Below are 26,994 nucleotides of genomic sequence, written 5' to 3' on the forward strand. Positions count from 1 at the left end.
AACATGATACACAAATTTGATATTAACAATACTTCTGTATATTTCCAAGGCTCCCAAGATCTACCCATGCTTGATATCCAACTCAAATTTAGAGCTGGATCTGCTTTTGATGCAAGATTAAATGGCCTTGCTGACTTAGCAGTTAGCATGTTTGCCACAAGAACTCTAAACTCTAATGAACAAGATCTTATAAATACAATCACTGATAATGGTATATCAATACATGCAGAAACAAACAAAGAATTCTTTAATATAAAAATACGTTTACTTAACGAATCTAATATTATTGAAAACACTCTTAAAATCTTAGGAGAGATCTTTAGAACTCCGATGTTTGATGCTAACATTTTAGAAAGGGAAAAAATCCAAACCCTAACACACATAAACTACTTAAGCCTTCAAGCCAACTATTTAGCATCTTTAGAGTTTTCAAAAAATATTTTTGCAAACAATCCGTATAGTTGTCCAACCATAGGTTATAGTGAAAGTGTTAAAAACATTACAACTACTGATATTAATAGCTTTTTTGATAAATTTATCTGTGCTAGCAATGCTGATATATGTATTGTCGGTGCTATAAGCCAATCTCAAGCTGAGGATATTTCTAGTGAAATAATTAGCTATTTACCAATTGGTAAAAAAAACATTCAAACATTTCAACAACAAAAAAATGATTCTCTAATTCTTAAAGAAAGATTTGATAGCAAACAAACATCTATTTTATTTGGTCATCAGTTACTACTAGATATTCAAGACCCTTTATACTTCCCATTAAAACTTGGTAATGAAATATTAGGTGGTGGTGGACTTAATTCACTATTATTTAACAAAGTTCGTGAAGAACTTGGTCTAGTTTATAATATTGGTAGTAGTATAAATCTTAACCCTGATTATGGTAGTTTTATAATATCTGCTCAAACAAGCAACCCTTCTCTTGCTTTAGAAACTATAAATAATGTTTACAGTAACTTCATCAATAAGCTTATTGATGAAGAAAGTTTACAAAATTCTAAAAAACATATTGAAGGAACACACCTACTAGGTTCTGTTAAAAACAGTTCTAAGCTTAGTATGTTATCCTCAATAGCAAACAAGGATCTATCTTTAGACTTTTTTAGTACATACGTTAAAAATATCAATAATGTAACTTCTGTACAAATCCAAGAAGCTTTTTTAGCAATCCAACATAATCAACCTATAACAGTCATGGTTGGAGATGTGTAACAAGTGAAAACAAACTCTATACGTGTAATTGCTGGTAAATACAAAAATCGTAGACTTAAGTTTCCTAGCATTAGTGGTTTACGTCCTACTTCTGACCAACTAAAAGAAACTATCTTCAATTGGCTTACTCCGTATATACATGACTGTGTTTGTATTGATGCTTTTGCTGGTAGTGGTAGCCTAGGGATAGAAAGTATCTCTCGAGGAGCATCTAAAGCTATATTCTATGAATTAAGCTTTAAAGCATTACAGCAAATAAAAAACAATCTAGAAACCCTTAGTATCAAAAATTTCGAACTCTATAAAACCGATAGTATAAAAGCTCTTGATTGCTTAAATATAGCAAGCTCCAAACTTATAATTTTCCTAGATCCGCCTTTTAACAAAAATATCCTTCCAAAGGCTTTAAAATCAATCCTAAACAATGATCAAATCCATTCAGAAACTCTAATATATATAGAGACTGAAAAACAAGCTGGTTATAGTTTAGAAGGTTTCAGTATCTTAAAAGAAAAAACCACATCAAACATTTCAGTAAAATTAATAAGTAAAAAATGATTTAATTTATAAAAATAATCTCTAAAATAACAATAAAATATATCATTAGGACTCATTATGTATCATATTGGCATTACAGCACCTTTAATATTTACAATAATGTTTTTATTGGGGATAATCGCTGAGAGTATGACTGGTGTTATATCTTCATCACGAAGAAACATGGATGCATTCGGAGTTGTAGCTATTGCTTTAACAACAGCTCTTGGCGGAGGGGTAGTTCGAGATGTTATGCTAGGCAACCTACCTGTAACTATTATACTTCACCCTCGCTACATCGTTATTTGCTTATTCTTTTCTATAGTTGCAATTTTTACACAAAAATACATAAATAAATTTTACAAAGTTTTTCTAATCCTCGATTCTATAGGATTAATTGCATTTGCATATATAGGCAGTAGTATTGCTTATCAGATTTGCACAGATATTTTTCAAATGCACTTTTTTGGGGTATTAACCGTTAGTATAGTTATTGCCATACTAAATGGAGTATCTGGAGGCATAATGCGGGATATGATTTGTAATGACATTCCTGTGGCTTTTAAATCTGAACTCTATGCATCAGTAGCTGGAATCGTTGGTGGAATGAATATTATTTTCATATATTTAAATATAAATTTATATGTCAGCGCAGCAATCATAATAAGTATTGGCTTAACCATAAGGGTCATGGCTATAATATATAAATGGAAACTACCAATTATTTAAATCTAGATACAATCACAACTAAATTTTAGATACTTTAGATATTTATTATGAAGCAATAAAAGATTGAATTAGTAAATATCAAAAAACTGCTAACCATAGAATATATAAAGAAGTTAAGTGCAAACTTAAAATTGATATATTTAGAGAATAACCCTAAAAAATGTAAGACTATTTAGCATAAATGGAAATAGCATATAAAAAAGAGCTGTTTATTATACCCGACGAAATAAAACAAAAAATAAAATCAATAATAAAAAAGCTTGAACTAACTTTGAAATATCTTAAATATAGTGATTTTAAAGATGTTTATAATTCAATAAAATTAATTCAACTTGCTATAAAATGTTTATTTGACCTAATAGGAATATGTTAGGTTAAATAATTAACTACTTAAAAAAGTTAGAACTATATAGATATGAGTGGTACTAAAAGATTTTTAAAAGCATCCATTGGTAATATTATAGAATGGTACGATTTCAGCTTATTTGCTTATTATTCATTAGCTATTAGTACGGCATTATTTCCTAATGGTAGTGAGATGAAATCAATTATAGAATTATTTTTTATTTTTGGAATTGGTTTTTTAGCAAGACCTATAGGCGGGTTTATTCTAGGAAAAATAGGTGATAAGTATGGACATTATTTTGCTGTAAATTTTTCAGTATACGGAATGTCAGCTTGCTCTTTTCTAATTGCTTTTATTCCAGATTATTCGATCCTAGGAGGTTATTCTTTATTTTTATTAATTATGTTAAGACTAGGCCAGGGTTTTTGTGCAGGAGCTCAATTTTCAGGTCTTATGTCAATTGTTACTAATATAACATTAAAGAAACGTTCATTTTTTGCAAATATAGCCTATACCGTCTCAACAACTGGTTTATTGTTAGCTATCATTATTGCTATTATTTTAACTCAAGTTATTCCTACAGAATATAAAAGCTATATATGGAGAATTGCTTTTATATTAAGTGGTGTTTTTGGCTTAGTATTTCATTTTTTTTGTATAGAAAAAGATTATAAAATATCAAATCAAAACAATAAAGAAGAAGTAATACACTTTAAACTTAAAGAGCTATTTTTAACACAATATAGAGCAATCGCTGGAATTATCATTCTTTCTTGGTATTCAGGATGTATGTATTTTTTTTCATATACCTTTTTATATACTTATTTAACATTCGTATTAAAACTTTCGCCTAACACTGCTTATATTATTAGTATAATTCAAATGATCTTAGGGTGTGTTCTTTACCCTGTTGCAGGGGTGATTGCAGATTATTTTGGCAAGCAAAAAACTTCTATATTAGGAACAATTGCTACTGCCTTTATTGTGTTTTTATTCATACAAACACATTCTATATTATTCATCATAGTTTTAAGTTCTCTATTGGTTATTTGTCATACACTTATTATTAGCGGAATATCCTCTGTATCAGCAGAAGTTTTTTTCCAAAATGGAGAATGACTGGAAGCGCGATATCATGGAGCATAGGTGCTGGACTTTCTGGTTTTTTTCCTATGATTAGTATGCAGGTTTATGATTGTTATGGCCCCCAAAGTTTAATATATAGTTAATCTGATAATATTGTGCTAAAGACGTGAGTAATAGCATCAGATAAATTATCAAAAGAATTATTTACTTTTCTTAAAATTCTTTTAAAATTGGCCCAAATTTTTTCTATAGGATTTAAATCAGGAGAATAAGCAGGAAGGTATAGTATCTGTATATCAAACTTCTCTGCTATTTTAGCCAATTTAGGAGACTTATGAAAACTAGCATTATCCATAACAACAGTAGTCTTTGGAATTAACTCAGGACATAAATGCTCTTCAAACCACTGATTAAAAATTTGAGTATCTGTATATCCAGTATACTCTAGCGGTGCTATAATCTTCTTTTCTAAATAGTTATAACCAGCAACTATACTTTTTCTCTGAGTTTGATAAGCAATAACTTCACCATAGCTAGGTTTACCAACAAGAGACCATCCTCTTAGTACAGACTGTTTATTATCCATACCCATTTCATCTAAATATACAAGTTTGTTAGGTTCAATAGTCTCAACAACCTCTATAAAACTTTGCCTATCTTGTTCTTTTCTTTGCTTATATTTAGGTGTCTTTTTTAAAAACTAAAACCAAGTCTGGTAAGACAATCATAAAATGTGCTTCTAGGTATTTCAGGAGCTAATGCTTCTCTAATATCTAAAGCCATTGCATCTGGATATGTTCTTAAGTAGCTTTCTATCGCTTCCTTATCTGTAAAGGTTGCTACTCTACCGCAACCCAAGCCTTGCTTAGATTTATAATCACCAGTTGTCTCGTATAAGTTTATCCAAGATCTAGTAGTACGGATATCTATATTAAAAAAATTACTTAGCTCTTTGTCTGTTAGGCCTTCTTTATATTTAGTTATTACGATATCTCTGAAATCTTGGCTATATGATGACATTTTTTCTAAATATTATAACATTATTGTCAAATAACTATCGGATTAACTATACCTAAGCGACCTTCCTCCTTTTTTAATTGAGTCCTCCGGCCATAATACTGGATTTATGATTGCACAATATGTTAGTGCTGATCTAGTTGCAAAAAATAAAGTATTATCACATCCAGCATCAGTTGATTCTATACCAACCTCTGCTGGACAAGAAGATCATATTAGTATGGGAACACATGCTGCACAAAAAACACTTAAAATAATTGAAAATTTAACTTTTATACTTTCAATAGAGTGGTTAACTGCCGCATAGGCATTTGATTTCATAAAAGAAGATAATTCCGATATAGAACCAGACTTAAGTCATACTATTTTACGGAAACATATAACAAAAATGACTGAAGATAGAGAAATGTATATTGATATACATAAGCTTTATTCAATTATAAAAAATCATAAAATTAAATCTTATCTAGAGCAAAAATTTTTAATTGATACTAATGATTTAACTATAAAAAGATTTATTTAGAATTCTGAGCAATGTTAAATTAAGTGCGATGATGGAGCACATTTAGACGTCTAATTTTGGCTAAAATTTTGATAAAATCAGTTTTTTCAACAAATCATTTTTTGTCAAACATAGTTGATAAATTTAGCTCACTTTTTGATAGTACATCTGCTACTGCCTATGTTATTACCATTTTTCTTAGTGTTATCATCTTGTAAATCCTTATATTGCTATATTTTTAATATATAGTCTAATTAGAATTCACACACCACTATGAAAACGAAACTCACTATCCGGCGTTAAAATAAGCTCTTGCTCAGCTTCACCAATTCTCTGTATATGATAACCAATGTCATCTGAGGCATACTTCTCAGCAAAACTAAGATATATTGTAAAATGTCTTTTTTCTGACTCTAGCAACCCATTATAAAATTTTTGGAGCTTTTCATCTAAAAATGGTGCTATCTTTGCAAAGCGCTCACAAGAACGAGCTTCAATATAAGCTCCTATTATCAAAGCATCAACAAAACGCCCCTCTTTACCTGTTCTTGCAGTTTTTATTAACTGGTTTGCATACCTTGATGCAGATATTGCCTTATACTTAATATTTCTTTGCTTAAGGATCCTCATAACTTGTTCAAAGTGAACAAGCTCTTCTCTGGCAATCTTAGACATTTTAGTAATTAGGTCATACTTATCTGGATGCCTATATATATAAGTCATTGCTGAAGAGGCTGCTTTCATTTCACAATGCGCATGATCTAAAAGCATCAAATCAATATTACTTAAAGCTTTATTAACCCATTGATCTGGCGTTTTACATAGCAAAAAATTTTCTATTGTCGCAAAGTTGGCATAGTGATGTTTTATCATTCTATAATTTAATCATCAAATTTAAGTTTGTAGTATTATAAAGGAATATATAAATAAACAAACTCTATCAACAACTTATTTGCTAATTTGAAATAGTAGTATTTAAAAATATAGTGTAAAATTTATCCCCGTTTCTTTTTTAAGAATAACAAAAGGATATATATGACAGAAAAACATCAACAACAATTAATAGAGTATGCAAAAAAAGCATTTAATAATGCTTATGCGCCCTACTCTAAATTTAAAGTAGGGGCCGCTCTATTACTAAAAGATGGTGAGATAATAAGCGGTGCTAATGTAGAGAACTGTACTCTTGGTTTAACTATATGTGCAGAAAGAACTGCAATATCCTATGCTTATAGCCAAGGGTATCGTAAGGATGATATTTTAATGATAGCTGTAGTAGCTGATACAGAAAAAGCTGTATCACCATGTGGGTCTTGTCGACAAATCATGTCTGAACATTTAAACCTAGACTGCCCAATACTTCTAACTAATATAAATGAAACTAATAAATTAAATACCACTACAAGAAAATTACTTCCTTATACTTTTTCTCTCTAGAAGAAATACAACTAAAATTCTTAAGCATTACTAAATAATTTTAATCACTATATTTATTTGATATCTATTTATAAAAAGTTTTTGAAAAATTATAACCAATATTGATGTATAGCTAAAAATTAACATTCTCATGTGATTTTTGGCTTTATAAAATAGAGTGAATGAGTGGTGGGTTGTACAGGATTCGAACCTGTGACCAATTGGTTAAAAGCCAACTGCTCTACCGACTGAGCTAACAACCCGAGGAATGTTGACTATTATACTGATCCTATCTTTTGTGTCAACACTTTTTGCTGTTTTTTTCTATTTAATTCCAAAATTTCTATCGGATGCTTAATTGTGTGGCCTTCCATACGTTTTACTTGACATCTGCAAGAAAATCCTGTTGCTAAAGAACCTCTTATTCCACCTGCTTGTATTTTAGCTTTCCAACTCAAATTATATATATGCTTTGATGTATCAATATGTTTAAATTCATGCCCAAAACTTCCAGACATACCACAACACCCAACATCAATAGCTTTTGCTTTCACACCAAAATGATTAAGTATTTTACTCCAATGTGATGCCGATAGTGCCGACAAAGATTTCTCTGTACAATGACCAAAAAGATTAAATTCCCTCTTAATCATATTATGCATAGGGGGTAAAATATCTAACTTTCTTACAAGCCACTCTTGTAAAAGCCTAACTTTGAATCTAACTTGATCTCTGCAGACGCTTAAGTATTCATCTCTATAAACTAATGTCATTGCAGGATCAATACCTATCATCTCAACCTTTGCTTCAGCTATTTTATTATATAGTAAGGTAGCCTTAAGAGCCTTTTTTTTAAAATACTTAAGAAATCCCTTCACATGCGCAGGTTTACCATTTATTTTAAAAGGTACAAAATAAACTCTAAAACCTAGAGCTGTTAAAAAATCATATGTCGTCAAAACTATATGAGTATCATATAAGGAAGTAAATATATCCTGAACTATACAAATAGTTTTTTTCTTTTTCTCAAGACTTAACCCCTCAATTTCTTGAATATTGAATTCTGGGGCATTTCTCTGTCTTAATTCTGATTTTAAGTTTAATGCACTTATAAGAGGGGCATCTGTAAAACCAACTATATTAGTTAAACCAGATCTAATAAACTGAGTATTAAACATATCGTTAAAAATTTTTGGCATATTTAGATTGAAACTAAGTATTGCTTCACTATATTTAACAAAATAATCTATGCCTGGTCTTTTATATTTAGTATGGTAATTTTCCAAAAATTGAGATTTCATAGTTGGTATGTCAACCTTGATTGGACAGCCTGTTAAACAAGCTTTACAACCTAGACACTTGTCTAATGAATCATAAACTTGATGTGAAAAATCATCTAAAAAATCTTCTTGTTTATCAAATCCGCTAGCCTTTATTTTGCTAACAGTTGAATATCCTGCAGCTGATAATTGCTTAAGCCACTCACGTAAGATAGCAGATCTTCCTTTTGGAGAGTATAACCAGTTTCTACTAGCTTTTGCAGAAGGACAAATTACTGTATCAAGGTTATAATTTAAACACTGAGAATTACCATTACAGTTAAAAGCTCCTGAAAACTGTTGACGCATTTCTATAGGAACTTCATGGTCGGAATATCCTCTAAAAGGTCCATCAACTTTAACTAATGAATCAGAGCTACCGGCAGGAGTAGTAATTTTACCTGGATTAAGCTGATTATAAGGGTCAAATGCTTTCTTAATATGTCCTAATGATTCATAAAGTTCCTCTCCAAAATAATCTTTTAAATATTCGCTTCTAAATCCATGGCCATGCTCACCACAAAGAATTCCTCCATATTTTATAACCAACTGATTAACTTTTTTAATTATCTGCTTTAACATTTGCGAATCTTCTGGTGAACTCATATCTAAAGCTGGCCTAACATGAAGACAGCCAACATCTACATGTCCAAACATACCATATCTAATCCCATATGAATCTAACAATAAAGTTAATTCTTTTATATAATTTGCTAATTTTTCAGGAGCTACAACAGTATCTTCAATAAAAGGAATAGGTTTACGATTTCCCTTCATAGCTCCAAGCAAACCTACTGCTTTTTTACGAAGTTCCCATAAGCTATCCATATCTACCTGATTATCTGTAAAATGAAAATCAGAGTGTTTACCAAGCAATAGTTTCTCTAGCCCTATAGTTTTAGTATCTAATTGAGATTGACTATCTGCAATGAACTCTACAAAATTTATAGCCGCAAAATTTATTGAGCCATTTTTTTCTAACATGTCTTTTACTTTATGATATATCTCATCTTTTTTCGCGATATTAACAATATTACTATCAATAGTTTCAATAGCTGATGGGTTGGAAGATAATAATTCTCTAGCTGACTTCAATGCTTCATCAAAATTAGAGTATGAGATTGCAAACAAAGCTTTATATTTAGGTTTTTTGGTCAATTTAAGTGTTAATTCCGTGACAAAAGCAAGTGTTCCTTCTGAGCCTGAAATCAAATAGCTCAAATCTATTACATTATCTTGTTTGTTATATGTATGAGATAGATTATAACCTGTTAAAAATCTACTTAACTTTGGTAATTTATTTTCTATTATTGAATATTTATCAACAACTTGCTCCATAAGCGTAGTATAAATATTTTTTTCAACCTCAATCAAACTAGATAATTGTAAATCGCTGATATTAACTTTTTTAGTCAACAGTTTTTGGCCATTGACTAAAACACATTCTAATTCTAAAATATGAGCACTAGTACGTCCATAAATCCTTGATCCTTTGCCGCAAGCATCTGTGTTAACCATTCCTCCAAGCGTAGCCCTATTACTAGGTGAGAGATTAGGAGCAAAAAAATACTCAGAATCAGCTAATGAATCATTTAATTGATCCAAAACAACCCCAGGCTGAACTTTAACAAACTTTTTTTCTAGATCTATTTCTAAAATATTGTTCATATAACGGCTACTATCAATTATCACTCCAGCACATAATGAATGACCTGCTGTACCAGTGCCGCCACCTCGTGGAGAAAATTTAATTTCACGATACTCTTTTTTACTTGCCAAAGCAAAAATTCTACCTACATCATCCTTATCATAAGGAAAAACAACTAGTGCAGGAACAACAATATATACACTATTATCCATTGATGAAGATATTCTTGAAGCATAATCTAAATGAACATCTCCTTTAAAACCTTTATTTTTAAGCTCTTCAGTATAGGCCTCAATCAAGGTATTCAATGATTTTGCTTTATTAAGCACAGGTAATTTATTTTTTTTCATAAAAAAATATTAAAAGATATCAAAACTACTAAAATTATATAAGAAAACTTACACCACATAAATAACTAACTCGTCTATTATGTCAAACCAAATAGCTTAATTGCTTATTTAGTCAATATTCGTTACCATAAAACGATAACAAATCTGATAAACAACAAAATAAGGAATATAAAAACCTTTGTTATGATTGAACGAATATTTCGTACACTAAAAAACTCTTTTGGCAATATTATCGAATGGTATGACTTTTCACTATATGGTTATTTTGCAACAGTAATTGCAGTCCAATTTTTTCCAAAAACAGATGCATGGGTAGCACTTATAGCAACTTTTGGTGCTTTTGCAGCTGGGTTTATAGCTCGCCCGATAGGATCAATAATTTTTGGCAGAATTGGAGACAAATTAGGGCGTCATTATGCTATGAATATAGCAATTATATTTATGGCTATACCAACCGTAGTGATGGCATTTTTACCAAATTATAATAGCATAGGCATTTGGGCACCTGTATTATTAATTTTAGTTCGGGTTTTCCAAGGCCTTTCTGCAGGTGGTCAATTTGGGAATTTAATGACATTAACGGCTGAACAGCAAACATACACAGGTTTTAACCTTGCGGTGGCATATTCTACAGCTGTAGTTGGCTTCTTACTCGCATCTGGTATAAGTTATTTAACATTAAATTTCTTACCTGAATCTTTACAATATTATGCTTGGCGTGTGCCTTTTGCATTAGGGTTCTTTTTACTGTTAATTCATTTCTTTATCAAAGAGGATTCAAAAATAGAAAATACCGAAAATAACTTTAAAGTTGAGCCTGTTAGCCAGTTACTTAAATATTACCCATGGCGCTTAACTTTAGTTATTTTATTATCGACTACAGCAATGATTCTTTACTATCTTGATGTAACCTATATGGTAACCTATATGGAAACGGAGCTTGGTCTTAGTCTCTCCTCTGCTTTAGCCATTAATACAATCAGTGTAGCTATTATGTGCATTGTTATGCCGCTATCTGGGTACTTATCAGATATATTGGGTCGTAAAAAAACACATATTGCTGGATATTTAATTCTATTATTCTTATGTGTGCCTATGGTAATGTTAATGCAAGTTAACAATATCGCATTAATTACAAGCATGGTTATTGCTATGGCCATACTAACTTCAATAATACAAGGAGTTTCTACTCCATATTATACAGAGATATTTCCACCAAGAGTCAGAGCTACAGGCTGTTCTATAGGATTTGGTTTTGGTGCTTCATTATCAGGGTTTGCACCTATGATAGCGACTATTATTATGGGCTGGTTATCTCCAACCATGGGATTATGTTTGCTGCTTGTGATAGTAGCCATCATTGGCCTAATTATAGCCATCATCATCCCTAACCAGCAAGTTGAAATTAGAAGAGTAAACAGCTTGGAAAATGCAACCTAAATAAATCACTATTTTTTATATTAAAAAAGATAAAAATCTTAAAACTTATATATCTAAGCAGACAAACTTCAAATATAAAGCTATAATTACCAAAATATGAAAAAGCTATTTCAAAATTAAATCTTTGAGGCAAATTATGAAACAGACTACTCTTTTAGTAATTCTAGATGGTTGGGGTTATAGTGAAAGTGACTATTTTAATGCAATCAAAAATGCTAGTACGCCTGCCTGGGATAGTATTTGGCAAGATTTTCCAAAAACTCTTATCAATGCTTCAAGTACAGAAGTTGGACTCCCAAGAGGACAAATGGGAAACTCAGAAGTAGGTCATGTAAATATAGGCTGTGGTAGAGTAGTATATCAAGAGCTCACAAAAATTGATAAAGCTATTGAAGATAAAACTCTATCAAAAAACCTAAACATATGTAAAGCACTAAATAACGCTATAGAAAACAATTCTAGTTTACATCTAATGGGGCTGCTTTCACCTGGTGGAGTTCACTCCCACGAAGAGCATATTTTTGAAATGATAAAAATTGCCAAACAGAAAGGTGTAAAAAAAGTTTATTTACATGCTTTCTTAGATGGTAGAGATACCCCCCCACGCTCAGCTGAAGAATCTATAAAAAAAGCTGACAAGTTACTCCAAGATTCTAAGCTTGGATATATTGCTAGTGTTTCTGGTAGATATTATGCGATGGATAGAGATAATCGCTGGGACAGAGTCGAAAAAGCCTATAATGCAATAGTCAATGCTGAGGCCGAATATATAAACAATTCCGCATTAGAAGCATTAGAACAATCATATGCCCGTAATCAATCAGATGAGTTTGTTGTACCTACCTGTATTAAGAAAAACAATAAACTCATAAAGATAGAAAATAAAGATAGCGTAATTTTCATGAACTTTCGAGCAGATAGAGCTAGGGAAATTAGTCACGCTTTTACTGATAAAAAGTTCGATCACTTTTTAAGGCCTAATCACCTAAATATCAATTTTACAACTCTTACAGAATATGACTCAAAATTAGAGTGCGCAGTAGCCTTCCCTCCAGATCAACCTATTAATACACTAGGTGAGATTCTTATGAAAAATCATAAAACTCAGTTACGTATCTCTGAGACTGAGAAATACCCACATGTAACATTCTTCTTTAATGGCGGTAAGGAAGATCAATTTGAAGGTGAAGATAGAATTTTAATTCCCTCTCCCAAGGTTGCCACCTATGATTTACAACCTGAAATGTCTGCTCCTGAAGTTACAGATAAATTAGTTAACGCTATTAATAGTGGTAAGTATGACTGTATTGTTTGTAATTATGCAAACTCAGATATGGTAGGCCATACTGGAAATTATGAAGCAGCAGTACAAGCAATAGAATATCTAGATAAATGTATAGCTAGACTTAAAGACGTAATTTTAGAAAATGATGGTAATATGTTTATCACAGCTGATCATGGTAATGCCGATATGATGCTTAATCCAAAAACTCAAAAGCCCCATACAGCCCACACAACAAACTTGGTACCTTTTGTTTATGTAGGTCATAAAGAAGCTCAAGTAGCCATAAATGAAGGCAAGCTCTCTGATATTGCACCAACTATACTTAATGTAATGAATATACCTCAACCTAAAGAAATGACAGGCAAAACCATTTTTAAATTTGAAAAATAAGGACTTCACAAACAATGCTTGATACTAAATATATTAAGGATAATTTACAAGAAGTTGCAGCAAAGCTTGCAACTAGAGGTTATCAGTTTGATATAACTGAATTTGAAACCCAAGAAGCAAGAAGAAAACAACTGCAAGAAAAAACTCAAGAATTACAATCGCAGCGTAATATCATCTCAAAAGAAATAGGTAAAAGAAAAGCTCAAGGTGAAGATGCAAGTGACATTTTCACAAAAGTTAATATTATTAATGAAGAACTTAAAACTATTGAAAAAGATTTGAAAGAACTTCTAGAATCAATAAACCAGTCCTTATTATCTATGCCTAATATCCCTGCAGACGATGTGCCAACAGGCAAGGATGAAAACGAAAATATTGAGATTAGAAAATGGGGAATTCCTCGTGAATTTCATGCTGAAGCTCATGCGAAAGACCATGCTGATTTAGGTGAAGCTCTTGGGATGATCGATTTTCAGGTAGCTGCTAAAATTACTGGTAGCAGATTTGTCGTACTTAAAAGTAAAATTGCTAAGCTACATCGAGCATTAAGTCAATTCATGCTTGATATTCATACTGAAAAACATGGTTATGAAGAATTATATGTCCCATTTATGGTTAACCAAGATAGTCTATACGGTACAGGTCAACTTCCAAAATTTGGCGAAGATTTATTTAATCTAGAGGGTGATTTTAATTATAGCCTAATCCCTACAGGTGAAGTACCTCTTACAAATATGGTTAGAGATGAAATACTTGATACAGAATCACTTCCAAGACTCTATACTGCTCACACACCTTGCTTTAGAAGTGAAGCAGGTTCTTATGGTCGTGATACAAAAGGGATGATACGCCAACATCAGTTTGAGAAAGTTGAACTCGTCCATATCACCACTGCAAATAAAGGTGAAGAGTCGCTTGAATTATTAACATCTCATGCTGAGAAAATTCTCCAAAAGCTAAACCTTCCTTATAGAGTTATGAAACTCTGTACTGGAGATATGGGCTCTCATGCTAAAAAAACTTATGACTTGGAAGTTTGGTTGCCATCTCAAAACACCTATAGAGAGATTTCATCATGCAGTTGGTGTGGAGACTTCCAAGCTCGTCGTATGAAAGCAAGACACAAAGACGCCTCAATGAAAAAACCCAAACTAGTCCATACTCTAAATGGTTCTGGCTTAGCTGTTGGCAGGACTCTTTTAGCAATTATAGAAAACTATCAACAAGAAGATGGTTCTATCATGATTCCTGATGCACTAATAAATTATATGGGTGGTATTTCAGTTATTAAATAAAAGGATTAATACTAGTGAATGATATAGATATAAACCAATTAGAAATGCTAGAAGAATCTCTATGGTTAGAAAAAACCAGATTTGATAACAATTATATGAATAAAATCTTAGATCAAAATTTTTTAGAATTTGGACGCTCAGGCAGAACTTATAGTAAAAAACAAACCTTATCTCACCCAGCTCAAGAAATTAATGCAAAACTACCACTTGAAAAATTCAAAATACATAGAATATCTGATAATGTATGCTTAGTAACCTATATTAGTGAAGCATTTGTTGATAAGCTAAGGGCTAATCGAAGTTCATTATGGAAGTTTTCTAATAATAGTTGGTTATTAATGTTTCACCAAGGCACACCTATATGAGAATTAGTTGATTTATGTCTAAATTATTTAACTTAATTAAACATCAGCTATATAACTTAAAAAGTAAACTTTGGTATAAGCCTTTAGCATATTGTATTTTAGCAACTTTAAGTCTTTACATTTGTTACTGTTTGCAGAAACTAATTGGTATTTATTCTACTAAGATCAGCCAAGATACAGTAGATTCTCTACTTTCTATAATTACAACTAGTATGATAGCAGCTATGGTATTTGCTGTAGGTGCAATAGTTACAGCTTACTCTTCAGCAAGCCAATCAGGGACACCGAGAGTTTTGTCTTTACTATTACGTGATAGTACATCTCACAAGGCTACTTCGGCTTTTATAGGAGCATTTATTTACGGAGTTGTTGCTACTATTGGTATTAAATCAGGCATATTTAATGAAACTGGTGTTTTCTTAATATTTCTAATGACTATTTTAGTGTTTATATGGGTAATTTTTACTTTTATCATATGGATTGATAATATTGCTAAATTAGGGCAAGTAAAAACTATTCTCCAAAAAACTGAAAACCAGGCTCTTTTAGCTGTTAAAAAATATGCTAAGAATCCATACATAAACTGTAATAAATTTGAAAGCAATAAAATTCCCAAAAACGTAATACCAGTATACTCGCAAAGCTATGGCTTTCTTAATGAAATTCATTTGGAGAGCCTTGACGACTATTGTAAAAATATAAATGCTCAATTATATAGTTAATCTGATAATATTGTGCTAAAGACGTGAGTAATAGCATCAGATAAATTATCAAAAGAATTATTTACTTTTCTTAAAATTCTTTTAAAATTGGCCCAAATTTTTTCTATAGGATTTAAATCAGGAGAATAAGCAGGAAGGTATAGTATCTGTATATCAAACTTCTCTGCTATTTTAGCCAATTTAGGAGACTTATGAAAACTAGCATTATCCATAACAACAGTAGTCTTTGGAATTAACTCAGGACATAAATGCTCTTCAAACCACTGATTAAGAATTTGAGTATCTGTATATCCAGTATACTCTAGCGGTGCTATAATCTTCTTTTCTAAATAGTTATAACCAGCAACTATACTTTTTCTCTGAGTTTGATAAGCAATAACTTCACCATAGCTAGGTTTACCAACAAGAGACCATCCTCTTAGTACAGACTGTTTATTATCCATACCCATTTCATCTAAATATACAAGTTTGTTAGGTTCAATAGTCTCAACAACCTCTATAAAACTTTGCCTATCTTGTTCTTTTCTTTGCTTATATTTAGGTGTCTTTTTTTAAAACTAAAACCAAGTCTGGTAAGACAATCATAAAATGTGCTTCTAGGTATTTCAGGAGCTAATGCTTCTCTAATATCTAAAGCCATTGCATCTGGATATGTTCTTAAGTAGCTTTCTATCGCTTCCTTATCTGTAAAGGTTGCTACTCTACCGCAACCCAAGCCTTGCTTAGATTTATAATCACCAGTTGTCTCGTATAAGTTTATCCAAGATCTAGTAGTACGGATATCTATATTAAAAAAATTACTTAGCTCTTTGTCTGTTAGGCCTTCTTTATATTTAGTTATTACGATATCTCTGAAATCTTGGCTATATGATGACATTTTTTCTAAATATTATAACATTATTGTCAAATAACTATCGGATTAACTATATATTGTTAAATATAAGGGCGAACACCTAGCAAGCTCAGAGGTTATTGCCTATATTAAATCTCCAAAATATTTGTCTAAAGAAAAATTAATTGAAATATCAAATAATTTTGTAATATCTGATGAGAAAAACTTCATAGAAGACCCTGTATATGGCATAGAAACTCTTAGTGAAATTGCAGCTAAAGCTTTAAGCCCTGCCATAAATGACCCTGGAACAGCTATTAATGTGATTGATGCTATTAATCGTTGTCTTAAGTGCCTATTTGAGTTTGATGATTTAAATCCTAGAGTCATATATAATAATCTCCATATTGACGATATCTCTATTGATAGGTTTATCCTAAGTGGCTTTGAATATATTAGGATTTACGGCAGTAATAATTTACTAATAGCTAAACGAATTCAAAAAAGCTTAATACACATATCTAAGCAGCTAAAAAATGAAGAATATATAAAATTCATAACAAGCTACATGGATGATTGTCTAGAACAAGCTGAAGTAGAATTAAAATATAGTTTTGAAAAAAAATCTTTAACAAAATTTATAGAACTATTAAGCAAAAAAACAATTCTATAAACATATAATCAGTGCTAATATTTAATAATTATTTTCACATTCAAAATAAAAGAAAACAAAATGTATTTAGCTGGTATTGAAGCTGGAGGAACCAAGTTTTTCACAACCGTTGGTGATATGCAAGGCAATGTCCTAGAACGTCACCGTACAGATACAACTACACCAGAAGAAACAATAACCAAAGTTTTAATGATTTTGCAGAATTATCAACAAAAATATGAATTAGCTGCTATTGGCTTAGCTTGTTTTGGCCCTATTGATATTAACCAAGCATCAACGACATATGGTTATATAACTAATACCCCAAAAACAGCCTGGCAACAATTTAATATTTTAGCTGCTATAAAATCAATCTATGACGGTCCTATAGGTTTTAACACTGATGTCAATGCTGCAGCAATTTGCGAACATCTTTGGGGGGCTGGAAGAGATTTTAAAAATATACTTTACTTAACTGTTGGAACAGGTATAGGTGGTGGAGTAATATGTAACAATCAGCTTATCCAAGGAGCTATGCATCCAGAAATTGGTCATTTATTTGTACCCCAGAATCCCAATGATACTTTCAAAGGCTGTTGCCCTTTTCATAACAACTGTATCGAAGGTCTTGCCTCAGGGACTGCTATAAATAAAAGATGGAATGTCAGCTCAGCTGAAAAACTTCCTGACAATCATATTGCATGGGAGTTTGAATCTGAATATTTAGCAAAAGCCTTGGTAAATTATACTTTCTCATTTTCACCTGAAAAAATAATCTTAGGTGGAGGAGTTATGCATAAAAAATTCTTATTTAATAAAATTAGAAATAAGCTAACTAAATATTTAAATAATTACCTTGAGTATCCTGCCCTAAAAAATATTTCTAACTTTGTAGTACCGGCTTCATTTAGTGATAACACAGGTGTTAAAGGCTCTCTAGCACTAGCACTAGAGACTTATAGAAAAAATCAAGCTTTATAGAGACCTTCAATTTTAACTTATATTCTATTACTATTACTGTTAAAATCTTGCTTAGTTTAACTAAACTAATAAAAGCCTTGATAAAGAAAATACGCTCAAACCAAATCTTATCAAAATCTATTCTCACAATGATTGTTCAAGCATTAGGTCAAGGGTCTGCCTTTATTACAGCAATTTTATTAGCAAGACACCTAAGCATAAATGACTATGGCTTTTACATATTCGGTGTAACAATTGCATCAATATTAGCCGTTATTGCAACTATGGGGGCTGGAGGAATTTTAGCCAGAACTTGGGGTAAATCAAACATACATAATAATATATTTGATAGAAATAAAGAAACTTTTCTCGTACATAACTGGTATTTTAAAAGGGGATTTATATTTGTTATTTTAATGATTAGCCTAATTATTTTTTATAATCATGCTAAATATACCGATAACACTATAGAAAACTTCACCCTACTTTTTGCTATTCCTTTTTTTATGGCAAATATTTTTCAATCATTTTTTGTTGCCAAAAGAGTCGTTATATTAGCAAATTTCATTCAACTTGGCTTAAGAATAATCATGCTTACCATGACTATTATCTTTATATGTTTTTATATTCATGGCACTACCATGCTTATAGGATCAATGGTTATACTTATGATCCTATACACAACTGTTATATGGCTTGCTCAAACCTCTAAATATACATTCAAAAGTAAAAAATCTGTAGGTAGTAATCTTTCCTTTGCATTGATGCAATGGGGATTACTGCTTTTATCACAAATTGATATCATAATTCTAAAAGGCTTATCGATTCCTGCAAATGTAGCTCTTTATGGTGTTGCTTTACAATTAGGAGCTCTAGTTAGCTTTGTTTTAAATGCTGTTAATTCAAATGTCTTATCCCAGATAGCAGATGATTATAAAAACTGTTCACTAAAAGAATTTCAAAAAAAGATAACTTCATATACTAGAATCATATTTATTTTATCTATCTTTGCTATTTTAGGGCTTATTATTTGTGGATACCCTATTACATTACTATACGGTGATCAGTATACAGCTTCATATTTTATATTTTGTATCCTTATGGTAGGACAAATAGTCAATATTCTTTCAGGATGTGTTGCTACAATACTTAATATGGCAGGTTATGAAAAAACCACCTGTTTTGCTTTTTATATAGCCTTACTAATAAATATAGGACTGGGCATTGTATTTACTAAATATTGGGGTGTCTACGGGCTTGCAACAGCATCAAGTATATCAATGATATATTGGAACATTCACCTACTATATAAAGTAATTAAAAGAATAAAAATTAATCCAACAATATTTATTAGGTAGGCCTAATCTCATTCATTACACATCTTGTTGATCACTCTGAGCTGCTTCATTAAGTTTTATAGATATTTTATTTACTGTAGAATTTACTGTTTCTTTAGCTTTTTTTATAGGTTCACTCTTAATATTAGCAACTATAAGCAAACCTCCAACAAGTAGCAAAAAAACAATCAATGGAGTATTTATTCTCCTTATAATCTTTTTTATTTTTTTCATTAAAATACCATATCTAAATTTCAATTATTGGTTGCTTTCATCATAATAACCTTGTTTAAAGTTATCAATTGCATTAGATGTTTTATTTTTAACTTGAACTGCTTTATTATCCATAACATTTTGAGCAACCTTGGATTTATCTTTAATAGTTTCTACAGCAACAGAAGTATTATTCTGTGTATTAGAAGCCATCTCTTTCATGGCATCCTGTGCCTGATCAAATTTATCTTGAGTAGTATCAACTGCCTGCGCTAACTGTTGGCCAGCTTGATATGACTCATCGTGACCACCAGCTGAGGAAAGATCTACTGCCAATAATGGTGACGCACACATAATTAAAATTACCAAACTTATCCATGATTTTTTCATAACATTTCTCCTACTTTTTAATTAAAAACTATTTTTTATCATACCCTCACCTATATAATTTACTTCTTATTAATAAAATTAACATAAATATTAAATATGTTCTATTTATAATAAGTACTCAAATCTCAAATATAGTTAATCTGATAATATTGTGCTAAAGACGTGAGTAATAGCATCAGATAAATTATCAAAAGAATTATTTACTTTTCTTAAAATTCTTTTAAAATTGGCCCAAATTTTTTCTATAGGATTTAAATCAGGAGAATAAGCAGGAAGGTATAGTATCTGTATATCAAACTTCTCTGCTATTTTAGCCAATTTAGGAGACTTATGAAAACTAGCATTATCCATAACAACAGTAGTCTTTGGAATTAACTCAGGACATAAATGCTCTTCAAACCACTGATTAAAAATTTGAGTATCTGTATATCCAGTATACTCTAGCGGTGCTATAATCTTCTTTTCTAAATAGTTATAACCAGCAACTATACTTTTTCTCTGAGTTTGATAAGCAATAACTTCACCATAGCTAGGTTTACCAACAAGAGACCATCCTCTTAGTACAGACTGTTTATTATCCATACCCATTTCATCTAAATATACAAGTTTGTTAGGTTCAATAGTCTCAACAACCTCTATAAAACTTTGCCTATCTTGTTCTTTTCTTTGCTTATATTTAGGTGTCTTTTTTTAAAACTAAAACCAAGTCTGGTAAGACAATCATAAAATGTGCTTCTAGGTATTTCAGGAGCTAATGCTTCTCTAATATCTAAAGCCATTGCATCTGGATATGTTCTTAAGTAGCTTTCTATCGCTTCCTTATCTGTAAAGGTTGCTACTCTACCGCAACCCAAGCCTTGCTTAGATTTATAATCACCAGTTGTCTCGTATAAGTTTATCCAAGATCTAGTAGTACGGATATCTATATTAAAAAAATTACTTAGCTCTTTGTCTGTTAGGCCTTCTTTATATTTAGTTATTACGATATCTCTGAAATCTTGGCTATATGATGACATTTTTTCTAAATATTATAACATTATTGTCAAATAACTATCGGATTAACTATATAATCTTTAAAAAACTTTTAAAATTTAAAATAATGTAAAACTCTTATTTTACTGATCTTTTTTTAGATCAATGTTTCTATATTTAAACCATTAACACAACATAAAAATCAAGATAATATTCTTATAGAAATAAGATTTACCTACATAAGGCAATAAAATGACACTAATTAAATTAAAAAAACATAAAAACCATTCTTTACAAGTATTTTTAGGACTTACAGCGATGGCTATCTGTGCATTTTTTCTTGGAACAAATGAATTTATTACTATAGGGTTGTTACCAAATATATCTCATAGTTTTTCTCTGACTCCATCAATGGCGGGATGGTTAACGTCAATTTTTACATTAGGTGCAGGAATTAGCGCTCCAATAATAGCTATTATAACATTTAAAATGACACGTAAATATGTTCTTTACTTCCTTATGGTAATGCTCATTTTAGCAGTTATTATCTCAGCGCTATCTACAACCTATAATATTTTATTAGTAGGTAGATTTATTTCATCACTTGCACATGGATCTTTCTTTGGTATTGGGGCTGTGGTAGTTAGTAATATGGTACCGTCAAATAAAAAAGCTAGTGCTATTGCTTTTATGTTTACAGGGTTGACCCTATCAAACCTTATAGGGGTGCCTATAGGTACTGAGCTAGGTCAAAATATTGGATGGAGATCTGTTTTTTGGATTTTATCCATATGTTCACTAATTGGCTGTGTAGGCATTGCTATTTTCATTCCTAAAAAATCAGTTATATCAAGTGTAAATGTTTTAGATGAGTTGAAACTTTTTAAAGAAGTCCGGTTCTGGTTGGCTTTTTGTACTGTGTCACTAGGCTACAGTGGAATGCTTGCTTCCTATACTTATGTATCAGAATTGATAGTAAATGTTACAGGGTTTTCGCAATCTTTTATACCTTGGATTACAGCTATATATGGGCTTGGTGCTGTATTGGGCAATATTCTAGGAGGTAAAGCTTCTGATAAGTTTGGTGTGGACACTATGGTGTATGTTTTACTGACATTACTTGCATCCATATTGTTTTTATTTACATTTACAGCGCACTATCAAATCTTATCGATAATAACTTTATTCTTTTTAGGATTAATTGGCTTTTCTTTAATATCACCACTAATGCAATACACTATAACTAAAGCTAAAGCTAAAGGTGCAGAAACACTTGCTGCGACGGCAAATATAACAGGATTTGGCATTGGTATTTCATTAGGGGTATATTTATCAGGATTAGCACTTGGTGCTGGGTTCGGAGATGTTTCTCCCAATTGTGTTGGGGGTATATTGACGACGTTAGGACTAGTTATAGCTATAATCAGTGGTTTAAAATTTAATAAATCAAATATTCTTTTAAAGTAAGGGGTTTATAATGAAGTTAATTAAAAGCATTGAAGTTGTTGGGGCTGGTACAATGGGATCAGCAATTTCACAACATTTCTTAATGAATGGATTAGATGTAACAATAACTACTATCAGCTACTAACTAGGCTATTTTCAGCCTCATTAACACCATCAATTTCTTGCTGATCATTCTCAGAATTATCTGCACTATTATTTTGAGCCTTATTACATTCAGACTCAAAATCCTCTGTTGTCTCTATATCTTCAGGTTGATTTGTACTAGAACCTGAATCAGGGCTGACTACTTCAGCAGGAACATCCATAGATGCACTCTCTGATGCTGCTATTAACAATAGAGGAAAACTTATAGCTAACAACATACCTAGAAAAAATTTCTTCATTTTTTTTCTCCTACAAAAAAGCTCTACAATCTAAAAATTATCACAAAACTAAAAGTTTTACTATATATTAAAACTAGTTTATGGAGTTTTATAAAATGTTTAATTATAATTTGCTCACAATCAAAGCTTAAAAAAGCATTGTATGATTACAGATACTTCAAAAGAAGATAAAAAAACTGCAAGAAAATGGTTAAATACAATAGCCTTACCTGCTAACAAATCAATTAAACTTACAGTTTTTATCGCCTTTATAAGTGGTTTATTACTTATAGCTCAACTATATCTATTAGCACATATTTCTTATAATGCCTATATAGAGCATTCCACATTGAAACAATTGAGTCTATATTTTATACTAATAGTTTTAATTGTAATAATACGTGCTGGCCTAAATTGGGCTAGAGAAATTATTAGCTACAAGTCAGCAACTATAGTTAAAAAACAAATTCGTGAAGATATATTATTACACATAAGTAAGCTTGGGCCCGTAGAATTAAACAAAACATCAAATGCGAATATTATAACTAGCACTATGGATCAAGTTGAAGCTCTAACGGGATTCTTAACAAAATTTTTGCCCCAAATAACCTTATCTGGACTTATGCCTTTAGCTATATTAGTTTTTATATTTCCCCAAAGTATAGTTTGTGGAGTATTATTATTAATATGTGCTCCTTTAATTCCTCTTTTTATGATTATCGTTGGGTTAGGAGCAGAATCTGAAAGTCAAAAGCATTTTAAAACACTCACACGAATGAGTACAACTTTTTTAGATACTCTAAAAGGTCTTACTACACTTAAACTATTTAATAAAAGTAAGTCTCAAAGTGAACAAATTTATAAAGCTTCTGATAGCTATCGAATTAACACTATAAAAGTACTTAAGATTGCTTTTTTATCATCTGCTGTACTTGAACTATTTGCTGCGGCTTCTATCGCAATGGTAGCTATATACCTTGGTATGGGTTTTATCAACACAGGCGCTGACAATAATATTTGGTGGTCTTTTCATAATATAACTCTTCAAGGTGGTTTATTTATTCTTTTATTAGCCCCAGAATTTTTCATGCCTTTACGAGAATTAAGTACTCATTATCATGCAAAAGCTGAAGCAGTAGGTGCTGCCTTAGAAATATCTAAAATCTTTGAGATGCAACCATCACATAAAGTTAGAAACACTGTATTTAGTGACAAGATCAATGATATTAAAATACAAAACCTGACTGTTAAATATGATAAAAAAATAGCCATCAATAATATCTCTCTAAAGATAAAAGCTAAACAAAAAGTAGCTATCGTTGGTGCAAGTGGAGCTGGCAAAACCACTTTTATCAATACACTACTAGGTTTTATAAATTATCAGGGAAACATAATTATCAATCAAAATACCGAACTTAAGGATTTAGAAGAAAAATCTTGGTTAAAAAATATCTCATGGCTAGGTCAAAACTCCTCTTTATTTAAAGGTTCAATTGAAGATAATTTACGATTAGCAAATAATTATGCTAATCGTGAACAGCTTAATAGAGCAATCTCTGATGCTGATCTTAATGATTTTATAAACTCACTCCCTAATGGATTAAAAACTGAAATTGGCGAGCAAAATTTAGGAATATCTGGAGGTCAGGCTCAACGATTAGCCCTTGCTAGAGCATATTTAAAACCTCATGATACTTTAATCCTAGATGAGCCTACAGCAAGTCTAGATAAAACTAGTGAAAAAAAAATTATCCAATCATTAAAAACAAATTGGAAAGATACTACAGTTATCATGTTAACTCATAAGCTCAGCTTTTTAGAATGTGTTGATAATATAATAGTTTTATCTGATGGAGAAATTGTAGAGACTGGAACTTTCAAAGAGTTAATTGACAACCAAAATAGTGAATTCTATCGCTTTTATAAAAATGAGGTAACAGTGTGAAGACTTTAGTACCATTTATAAAACTATTCAAAAATCAAACACAATGGATGCTTTTAGGAACTCTACTTGCATGGTCTGCTATACTTATGAGCATTGGCCTTATGTCATTATCTGGATGGTTTATAGCATATACAGGCTATCTAGCGACAACCTCATATGCTATAATAGCTGCTTCTTTTAACTATTTCTACCCTGCTGCTGGAGTACGCTCTTTTTCTCTAGGTAGAATTGTAAGCAGATATGGTGAGCGCGTCCTAACTCACCAAGCAACTTTTAGGATCCTAACGGATATTCGCGTTTGGTTCTACACAAAACTAGAGCCTCTTGCACCATCTCATCTATATAGATATAAAAGTGGTGATTTACTTACAAGATTAGTCAACGATATTGGCGCTTTAGATAATTTATATATCCGTATACTATCACCAACTATTGTATTTATTTTATCTAGTATTACTATCTCTGTATTGTTTTGCTTTTTTAGCCTTACTCTAGCATTACTGTCTTTCTTATCTCTACTTTTTATAGGTTTTGTAATACCTTTATTTGGCAGTGTTTTAGCTATGAAAAAAACACAAACTCTCAATCACATTAGTGCTAAACTAAAAACAAATATCTCTGAGCATGTAAACTCACTTACTGAACTTAAGCTTTTTGATATAGAAAACAAACACTTTGAAAAAATAAAACAGTATAATTCTGATTTACTCAAACAAGAAGAAAAAATCAGTATCATAAGTGGATTAAATAGTGCACTTATGACTTTAGCACTTGGATTGACTATAACTATGGTTACAGCTTTTGCGGTTAAACTAACCCAAAACGGTGTAATTAACGGCGCTTTTATTGCATTAATATTTCTTGCTATTATGGCGATGTTCGAGGCAATTATGCCTTTACCTTTAGCATATCAATACTTAGGTAAAACCCTCTCTGCTGCTAAAAGAATTTTAAATATTACAAATACAAAATCAAATATTGAATATCCACAACAACAAATAGAAATTAATGACTACTCAATCGAATTTAATAAAGTAAGCTTTGGTTATAACCTTGATCAAACTGTTCTTGATAACTTTTCTTTAAAAATAAAAGAAAAGCAAAAAATTGCTCTATTTGCACCAACTGGTAGAGGCAAATCAACAGTTATAAACCTTTTAGCTAGATTTTGGGATGTTAACTCTGGTGAAATCTTTATCGGTAATACAAATATCAAAAAATGTAGCGAAAATCAGTTAAGAAACCTGATGACTATAATAAATCAATCTCCGCATATATTTAACACAACAATCAGAGAAAACCTTCTGTTAGCAAAAAATAATGCTACTGATGATGAACTTTTGTCAGCACTAGATAAAGTAGAATTAAAAAAACATATCCAGTCTCTACCCAAAGGCTTAGATACTTGGACTGGTGAACTTGGTAGACATTTATCAGGTGGGCAACAAAAACGTCTCGCGCTAGCTAGAGCATTTTTACAAACAAAGCCTATCTTGATATTGGATGAACCTACAGAAGGTCTTGACAAGGAAACTGAGCGACTAGTCTTTAGAAATCTAACTGAGCTAATGACTGATAAAACTGTGATTTTCATTACTCATAATGCCAAACTTTTAAAAAGTTTTGATAACATCATCAAATTTTAAGCTCAATATATTTAAGTTTTAATTTTCTTATTAACTCATCTAAATCAAATAATTTGATATTATCACTATTAGAGCCTATCCATAGAGATTGTAGCTGATAATTACCAGTTGATTTTGCTAATTTACGCAAATTAGAAGTATGATAATGCTGCAAAGGAAATTCATATTCAAGTACTGAATTTCCATCTATAAGTTCATTTAAAATACCTCTTGCATATTTTCCAGTAATGTTTTTAGAAACAACTGTTTTAAAGTTATTTTGAATAAACTGCTTAGAAAAGGTTGGTAAATTACTTTGACTTGTCATCATAAAAGCACTACCTAACTGAACGTAGACTGCTCCTAATTTAAAAAAAATATCCATATTATTTAAACTAATACCGCCAGCTGCAATAATACATATTCGTGGAAAAAGCTGTTTTATTGATACCAGTAAATCAACGGTAGTATTTTGATTTGGCTTTTCTTCCAAAAAGCTTGCCTGATGGCCCCCAGCTTCAAAGCCTTGAATGACTAATATAGTTAATCCGATAGTTATTTGACAATA

General features: G+C 31.1%; 26 protein-coding genes, 1 tRNA gene and 2 pseudogenes. 19 read left to right on the top strand and 10 right to left on the bottom strand.

The window, feature by feature from the left end; all coding sequences use genetic code 11:
- Positions 1–3 precede the first annotated feature (3 nt).
- The 4 genes and pseudogenes from ACR0PV_RS07055 to ACR0PV_RS07070 all read left to right on the top strand — a co-directional run bounded on the left by ACR0PV_RS07055 (position 4) and on the right by ACR0PV_RS07070 (position 3,955).
- Positions 4–1,224 (top strand): M16 family metallopeptidase, encoded by a 1,221-nt coding sequence (locus tag ACR0PV_RS07055; protein ID WP_488172431.1) that lies wholly within the window; start codon positions 4–6, stop codon positions 1,222–1,224.
- Between the two features lie 3 nt (positions 1,225–1,227).
- Positions 1,228–1,807, top strand: a pseudogene (gene rsmD / locus ACR0PV_RS07060) (16S rRNA (guanine(966)-N(2))-methyltransferase RsmD).
- 32 nt (positions 1,808–1,839) lie between these two features.
- Positions 1,840–2,490 carry a trimeric intracellular cation channel family protein gene (locus tag ACR0PV_RS07065; protein WP_488172432.1) on the top strand — a complete coding sequence of 217 codons (651 nt, stop codon included), beginning with the start codon at positions 1,840–1,842 and terminating at the stop codon, positions 2,488–2,490.
- A gap of 415 nt (positions 2,491–2,905) precedes the next feature.
- Positions 2,906–3,955 carry an MFS transporter gene (locus tag ACR0PV_RS07070; protein WP_488172433.1) on the top strand — a complete coding sequence of 350 codons (1,050 nt, stop codon included), beginning with the start codon at positions 2,906–2,908 and terminating at the stop codon, positions 3,953–3,955.
- Between the two features lie 106 nt (positions 3,956–4,061).
- On the opposite strand, the gene ACR0PV_RS07075 is transcribed toward ACR0PV_RS07070, so the two are convergent.
- A protein-coding gene (locus tag ACR0PV_RS07075) for an IS630 family transposase (protein WP_488172153.1) occupies positions 4,062–4,942 on the bottom strand; the annotation gives its coding sequence in 2 pieces (ribosomal slippage) (positions 4,062–4,618 and positions 4,618–4,942; 882 coding nt in all).
- A 67-nt stretch (positions 4,943–5,009) separates the two neighbouring features.
- Between ACR0PV_RS07075 and ACR0PV_RS07080 the strand changes: the two are divergent.
- Both ACR0PV_RS07080 and ACR0PV_RS07085 read left to right on the top strand, forming a co-directional pair.
- A pseudogene (locus ACR0PV_RS07080) lies at positions 5,010–5,246 on the top strand (aromatic amino acid lyase); the annotation flags it as partial.
- Positions 5,247–5,327: 81 nt separating this feature from the next.
- A complete protein-coding gene (locus ACR0PV_RS07085; protein WP_488172434.1) occupies positions 5,328–5,462 on the top strand; it encodes a hypothetical protein in 135 nt (44 codons plus the stop codon).
- Between the two features lie 240 nt (positions 5,463–5,702).
- On the opposite strand, the gene ACR0PV_RS07090 is transcribed toward ACR0PV_RS07085, so the two are convergent.
- Positions 5,703–6,314 carry a MiaE family protein gene (locus tag ACR0PV_RS07090; protein ID WP_488172435.1) on the bottom strand — a complete coding sequence of 204 codons (612 nt, stop codon included), beginning with the start codon at positions 6,312–6,314 and terminating at the stop codon, positions 5,703–5,705.
- Between the two features lie 156 nt (positions 6,315–6,470).
- Between ACR0PV_RS07090 and cdd the strand changes: the two genes are divergently transcribed.
- A complete protein-coding gene (gene cdd / locus ACR0PV_RS07095) occupies positions 6,471–6,878 on the top strand; it encodes a cytidine deaminase (protein WP_488173977.1) in 408 nt (135 codons plus the stop codon).
- A gap of 166 nt (positions 6,879–7,044) precedes the next feature.
- Here the strand turns inward: cdd and ACR0PV_RS07100 are convergent.
- Together ACR0PV_RS07100 and ACR0PV_RS07105 are read right to left on the bottom strand one after the other, a co-directional pair.
- Positions 7,045–7,120, bottom strand: a tRNA-Lys gene (locus tag ACR0PV_RS07100).
- Between the two features lie 15 nt (positions 7,121–7,135).
- Complete coding sequence (locus tag ACR0PV_RS07105) at positions 7,136–10,174, bottom strand: FAD-binding and (Fe-S)-binding domain-containing protein (RefSeq protein WP_488172436.1); 3,039 nt, start codon at positions 10,172–10,174, stop codon at positions 7,136–7,138.
- Between the two features lie 183 nt (positions 10,175–10,357).
- On the opposite strand from ACR0PV_RS07105, the gene ACR0PV_RS07110 reads away from it, so the two are divergent.
- From ACR0PV_RS07110 to ACR0PV_RS07130, 5 genes are all read left to right on the top strand, one after another.
- Positions 10,358–11,614 (top strand): MFS transporter, encoded by a 1,257-nt coding sequence (locus ACR0PV_RS07110; RefSeq protein ID WP_488172437.1) that lies wholly within the window; start codon positions 10,358–10,360, stop codon positions 11,612–11,614.
- 136 nt (positions 11,615–11,750) lie between these two features.
- Positions 11,751–13,289: a 2,3-bisphosphoglycerate-independent phosphoglycerate mutase gene (gene gpmI, locus ACR0PV_RS07115; RefSeq protein ID WP_488172438.1), complete on the top strand. Its 1,539-nt coding sequence runs from the start codon at positions 11,751–11,753 to the stop codon at positions 13,287–13,289.
- Between the two features lie 14 nt (positions 13,290–13,303).
- The gene (gene serS, locus ACR0PV_RS07120; protein WP_488172439.1) at positions 13,304–14,584 is read left to right on the top strand and encodes a serine--tRNA ligase; all 1,281 of its coding nucleotides are present in this window, start codon (positions 13,304–13,306) and stop codon (positions 14,582–14,584) included.
- A gap of 14 nt (positions 14,585–14,598) precedes the next feature.
- Positions 14,599–14,949 carry a nuclear transport factor 2 family protein gene (locus ACR0PV_RS07125; RefSeq protein WP_488172440.1) on the top strand — a complete coding sequence of 117 codons (351 nt, stop codon included), beginning with the start codon at positions 14,599–14,601 and terminating at the stop codon, positions 14,947–14,949.
- Between the two features lie 14 nt (positions 14,950–14,963).
- Positions 14,964–15,671, top strand: coding sequence for a DUF2254 family protein (locus tag ACR0PV_RS07130; RefSeq protein ID WP_488172441.1), 708 nt, complete (start codon positions 14,964–14,966; stop codon positions 15,669–15,671).
- Here the strand turns inward: ACR0PV_RS07130 and ACR0PV_RS07135 are convergent.
- Positions 15,668–16,548 (bottom strand): IS630 family transposase gene (locus tag ACR0PV_RS07135; protein WP_488172178.1). Its coding sequence is split into 2 segments (ribosomal slippage): positions 15,668–16,224 and positions 16,224–16,548, totalling 882 coding nucleotides; the frame shifts between segments, so codons are not numbered across the junction. The two genes, ACR0PV_RS07130 and ACR0PV_RS07135, sit on opposite strands and share 4 nt — an antisense overlap.
- A 52-nt stretch (positions 16,549–16,600) precedes the next feature.
- Between ACR0PV_RS07135 and ACR0PV_RS07140 the strand changes: the two genes are divergently transcribed.
- The 3 genes from ACR0PV_RS07140 (at position 16,601) to ACR0PV_RS07150 (ending at position 19,473) form a co-directional block, all read left to right on the top strand.
- On the top strand, positions 16,601–17,176 hold the full coding sequence (locus tag ACR0PV_RS07140; protein WP_488173978.1) for a DUF2254 family protein: 576 nt from the start codon (positions 16,601–16,603) through the stop codon (positions 17,174–17,176).
- Between the two features lie 60 nt (positions 17,177–17,236).
- Complete coding sequence (locus tag ACR0PV_RS07145; protein WP_488172442.1) at positions 17,237–18,136, top strand: ROK family protein; 900 nt, start codon at positions 17,237–17,239, stop codon at positions 18,134–18,136.
- A gap of 77 nt (positions 18,137–18,213) precedes the next feature.
- Complete coding sequence (locus ACR0PV_RS07150) at positions 18,214–19,473, top strand: lipopolysaccharide biosynthesis protein (protein ID WP_488172443.1); 1,260 nt, start codon at positions 18,214–18,216, stop codon at positions 19,471–19,473.
- Positions 19,474–19,488: 15 nt separating this feature from the next.
- Here the strand turns inward: ACR0PV_RS07150 and ACR0PV_RS07155 are convergent, their stop codons facing one another.
- From ACR0PV_RS07155 to ACR0PV_RS07165, 3 genes are all read right to left on the bottom strand, one after another.
- The gene (locus ACR0PV_RS07155; RefSeq protein WP_488172444.1) at positions 19,489–19,686 is read right to left on the bottom strand and encodes a hypothetical protein; all 198 of its coding nucleotides are present in this window, start codon (positions 19,684–19,686) and stop codon (positions 19,489–19,491) included.
- Between the two features lie 24 nt (positions 19,687–19,710).
- On the bottom strand, positions 19,711–20,019 hold the full coding sequence (locus ACR0PV_RS07160) for a hypothetical protein (protein ID WP_488172445.1): 309 nt from the start codon (positions 20,017–20,019) through the stop codon (positions 19,711–19,713).
- Positions 20,020–20,190: 171 nt separating this feature from the next.
- A protein-coding gene (locus ACR0PV_RS07165) for an IS630 family transposase (protein ID WP_488172194.1) occupies positions 20,191–21,071 on the bottom strand; the annotation gives its coding sequence in 2 pieces (ribosomal slippage) (positions 20,191–20,747 and positions 20,747–21,071; 882 coding nt in all).
- A 208-nt stretch (positions 21,072–21,279) separates the two neighbouring features.
- Here ACR0PV_RS07165 and ACR0PV_RS07170 point away from each other — a divergent pair.
- Positions 21,280–22,494, top strand: coding sequence for an MFS transporter (locus ACR0PV_RS07170; protein WP_488172446.1), 1,215 nt, complete (start codon positions 21,280–21,282; stop codon positions 22,492–22,494).
- Positions 22,495–22,504: 10 nt separating this feature from the next.
- Positions 22,505–22,618 (top strand): 3-hydroxyacyl-CoA dehydrogenase NAD-binding domain-containing protein, encoded by a 114-nt coding sequence (locus tag ACR0PV_RS07175; protein WP_488172447.1) that lies wholly within the window; start codon positions 22,505–22,507, stop codon positions 22,616–22,618.
- Here ACR0PV_RS07175 and ACR0PV_RS07180 read toward each other — a convergent pair.
- Complete coding sequence (locus tag ACR0PV_RS07180; RefSeq protein WP_488172448.1) at positions 22,608–22,877, bottom strand: hypothetical protein; 270 nt, start codon at positions 22,875–22,877, stop codon at positions 22,608–22,610. The genes ACR0PV_RS07175 and ACR0PV_RS07180 overlap by 11 nt on opposite strands.
- Before the next feature lie 142 nt (positions 22,878–23,019).
- Here ACR0PV_RS07180 and cydD point away from each other — a divergent pair, with 142 nt between their 5' ends.
- Both cydD and cydC read left to right on the top strand, forming a co-directional pair.
- Positions 23,020–24,801 (top strand): heme ABC transporter permease/ATP-binding protein CydD, encoded by a 1,782-nt coding sequence (gene cydD / locus ACR0PV_RS07185; RefSeq protein WP_488172449.1) that lies wholly within the window; start codon positions 23,020–23,022, stop codon positions 24,799–24,801.
- Positions 24,798–26,447 (top strand): heme ABC transporter ATP-binding protein/permease CydC, encoded by a 1,650-nt coding sequence (gene cydC / locus ACR0PV_RS07190; protein ID WP_488172450.1) that lies wholly within the window; start codon positions 24,798–24,800, stop codon positions 26,445–26,447. Before cydD ends, cydC begins: the two co-directional genes overlap by 4 nt.
- On the opposite strand, the gene ACR0PV_RS07195 is transcribed toward cydC, so the two are convergent.
- Positions 26,437–26,985, bottom strand: a complete 549-nt coding sequence (locus ACR0PV_RS07195) for a nitronate monooxygenase (protein WP_488173979.1) — start codon at positions 26,983–26,985, stop codon at positions 26,437–26,439. The genes cydC and ACR0PV_RS07195 overlap by 11 nt on opposite strands.
- Positions 26,986–26,994: the final 9 nt, after the last annotated feature.

This window comes from Francisella sp. AG1 (assembly GCF_057683165.1).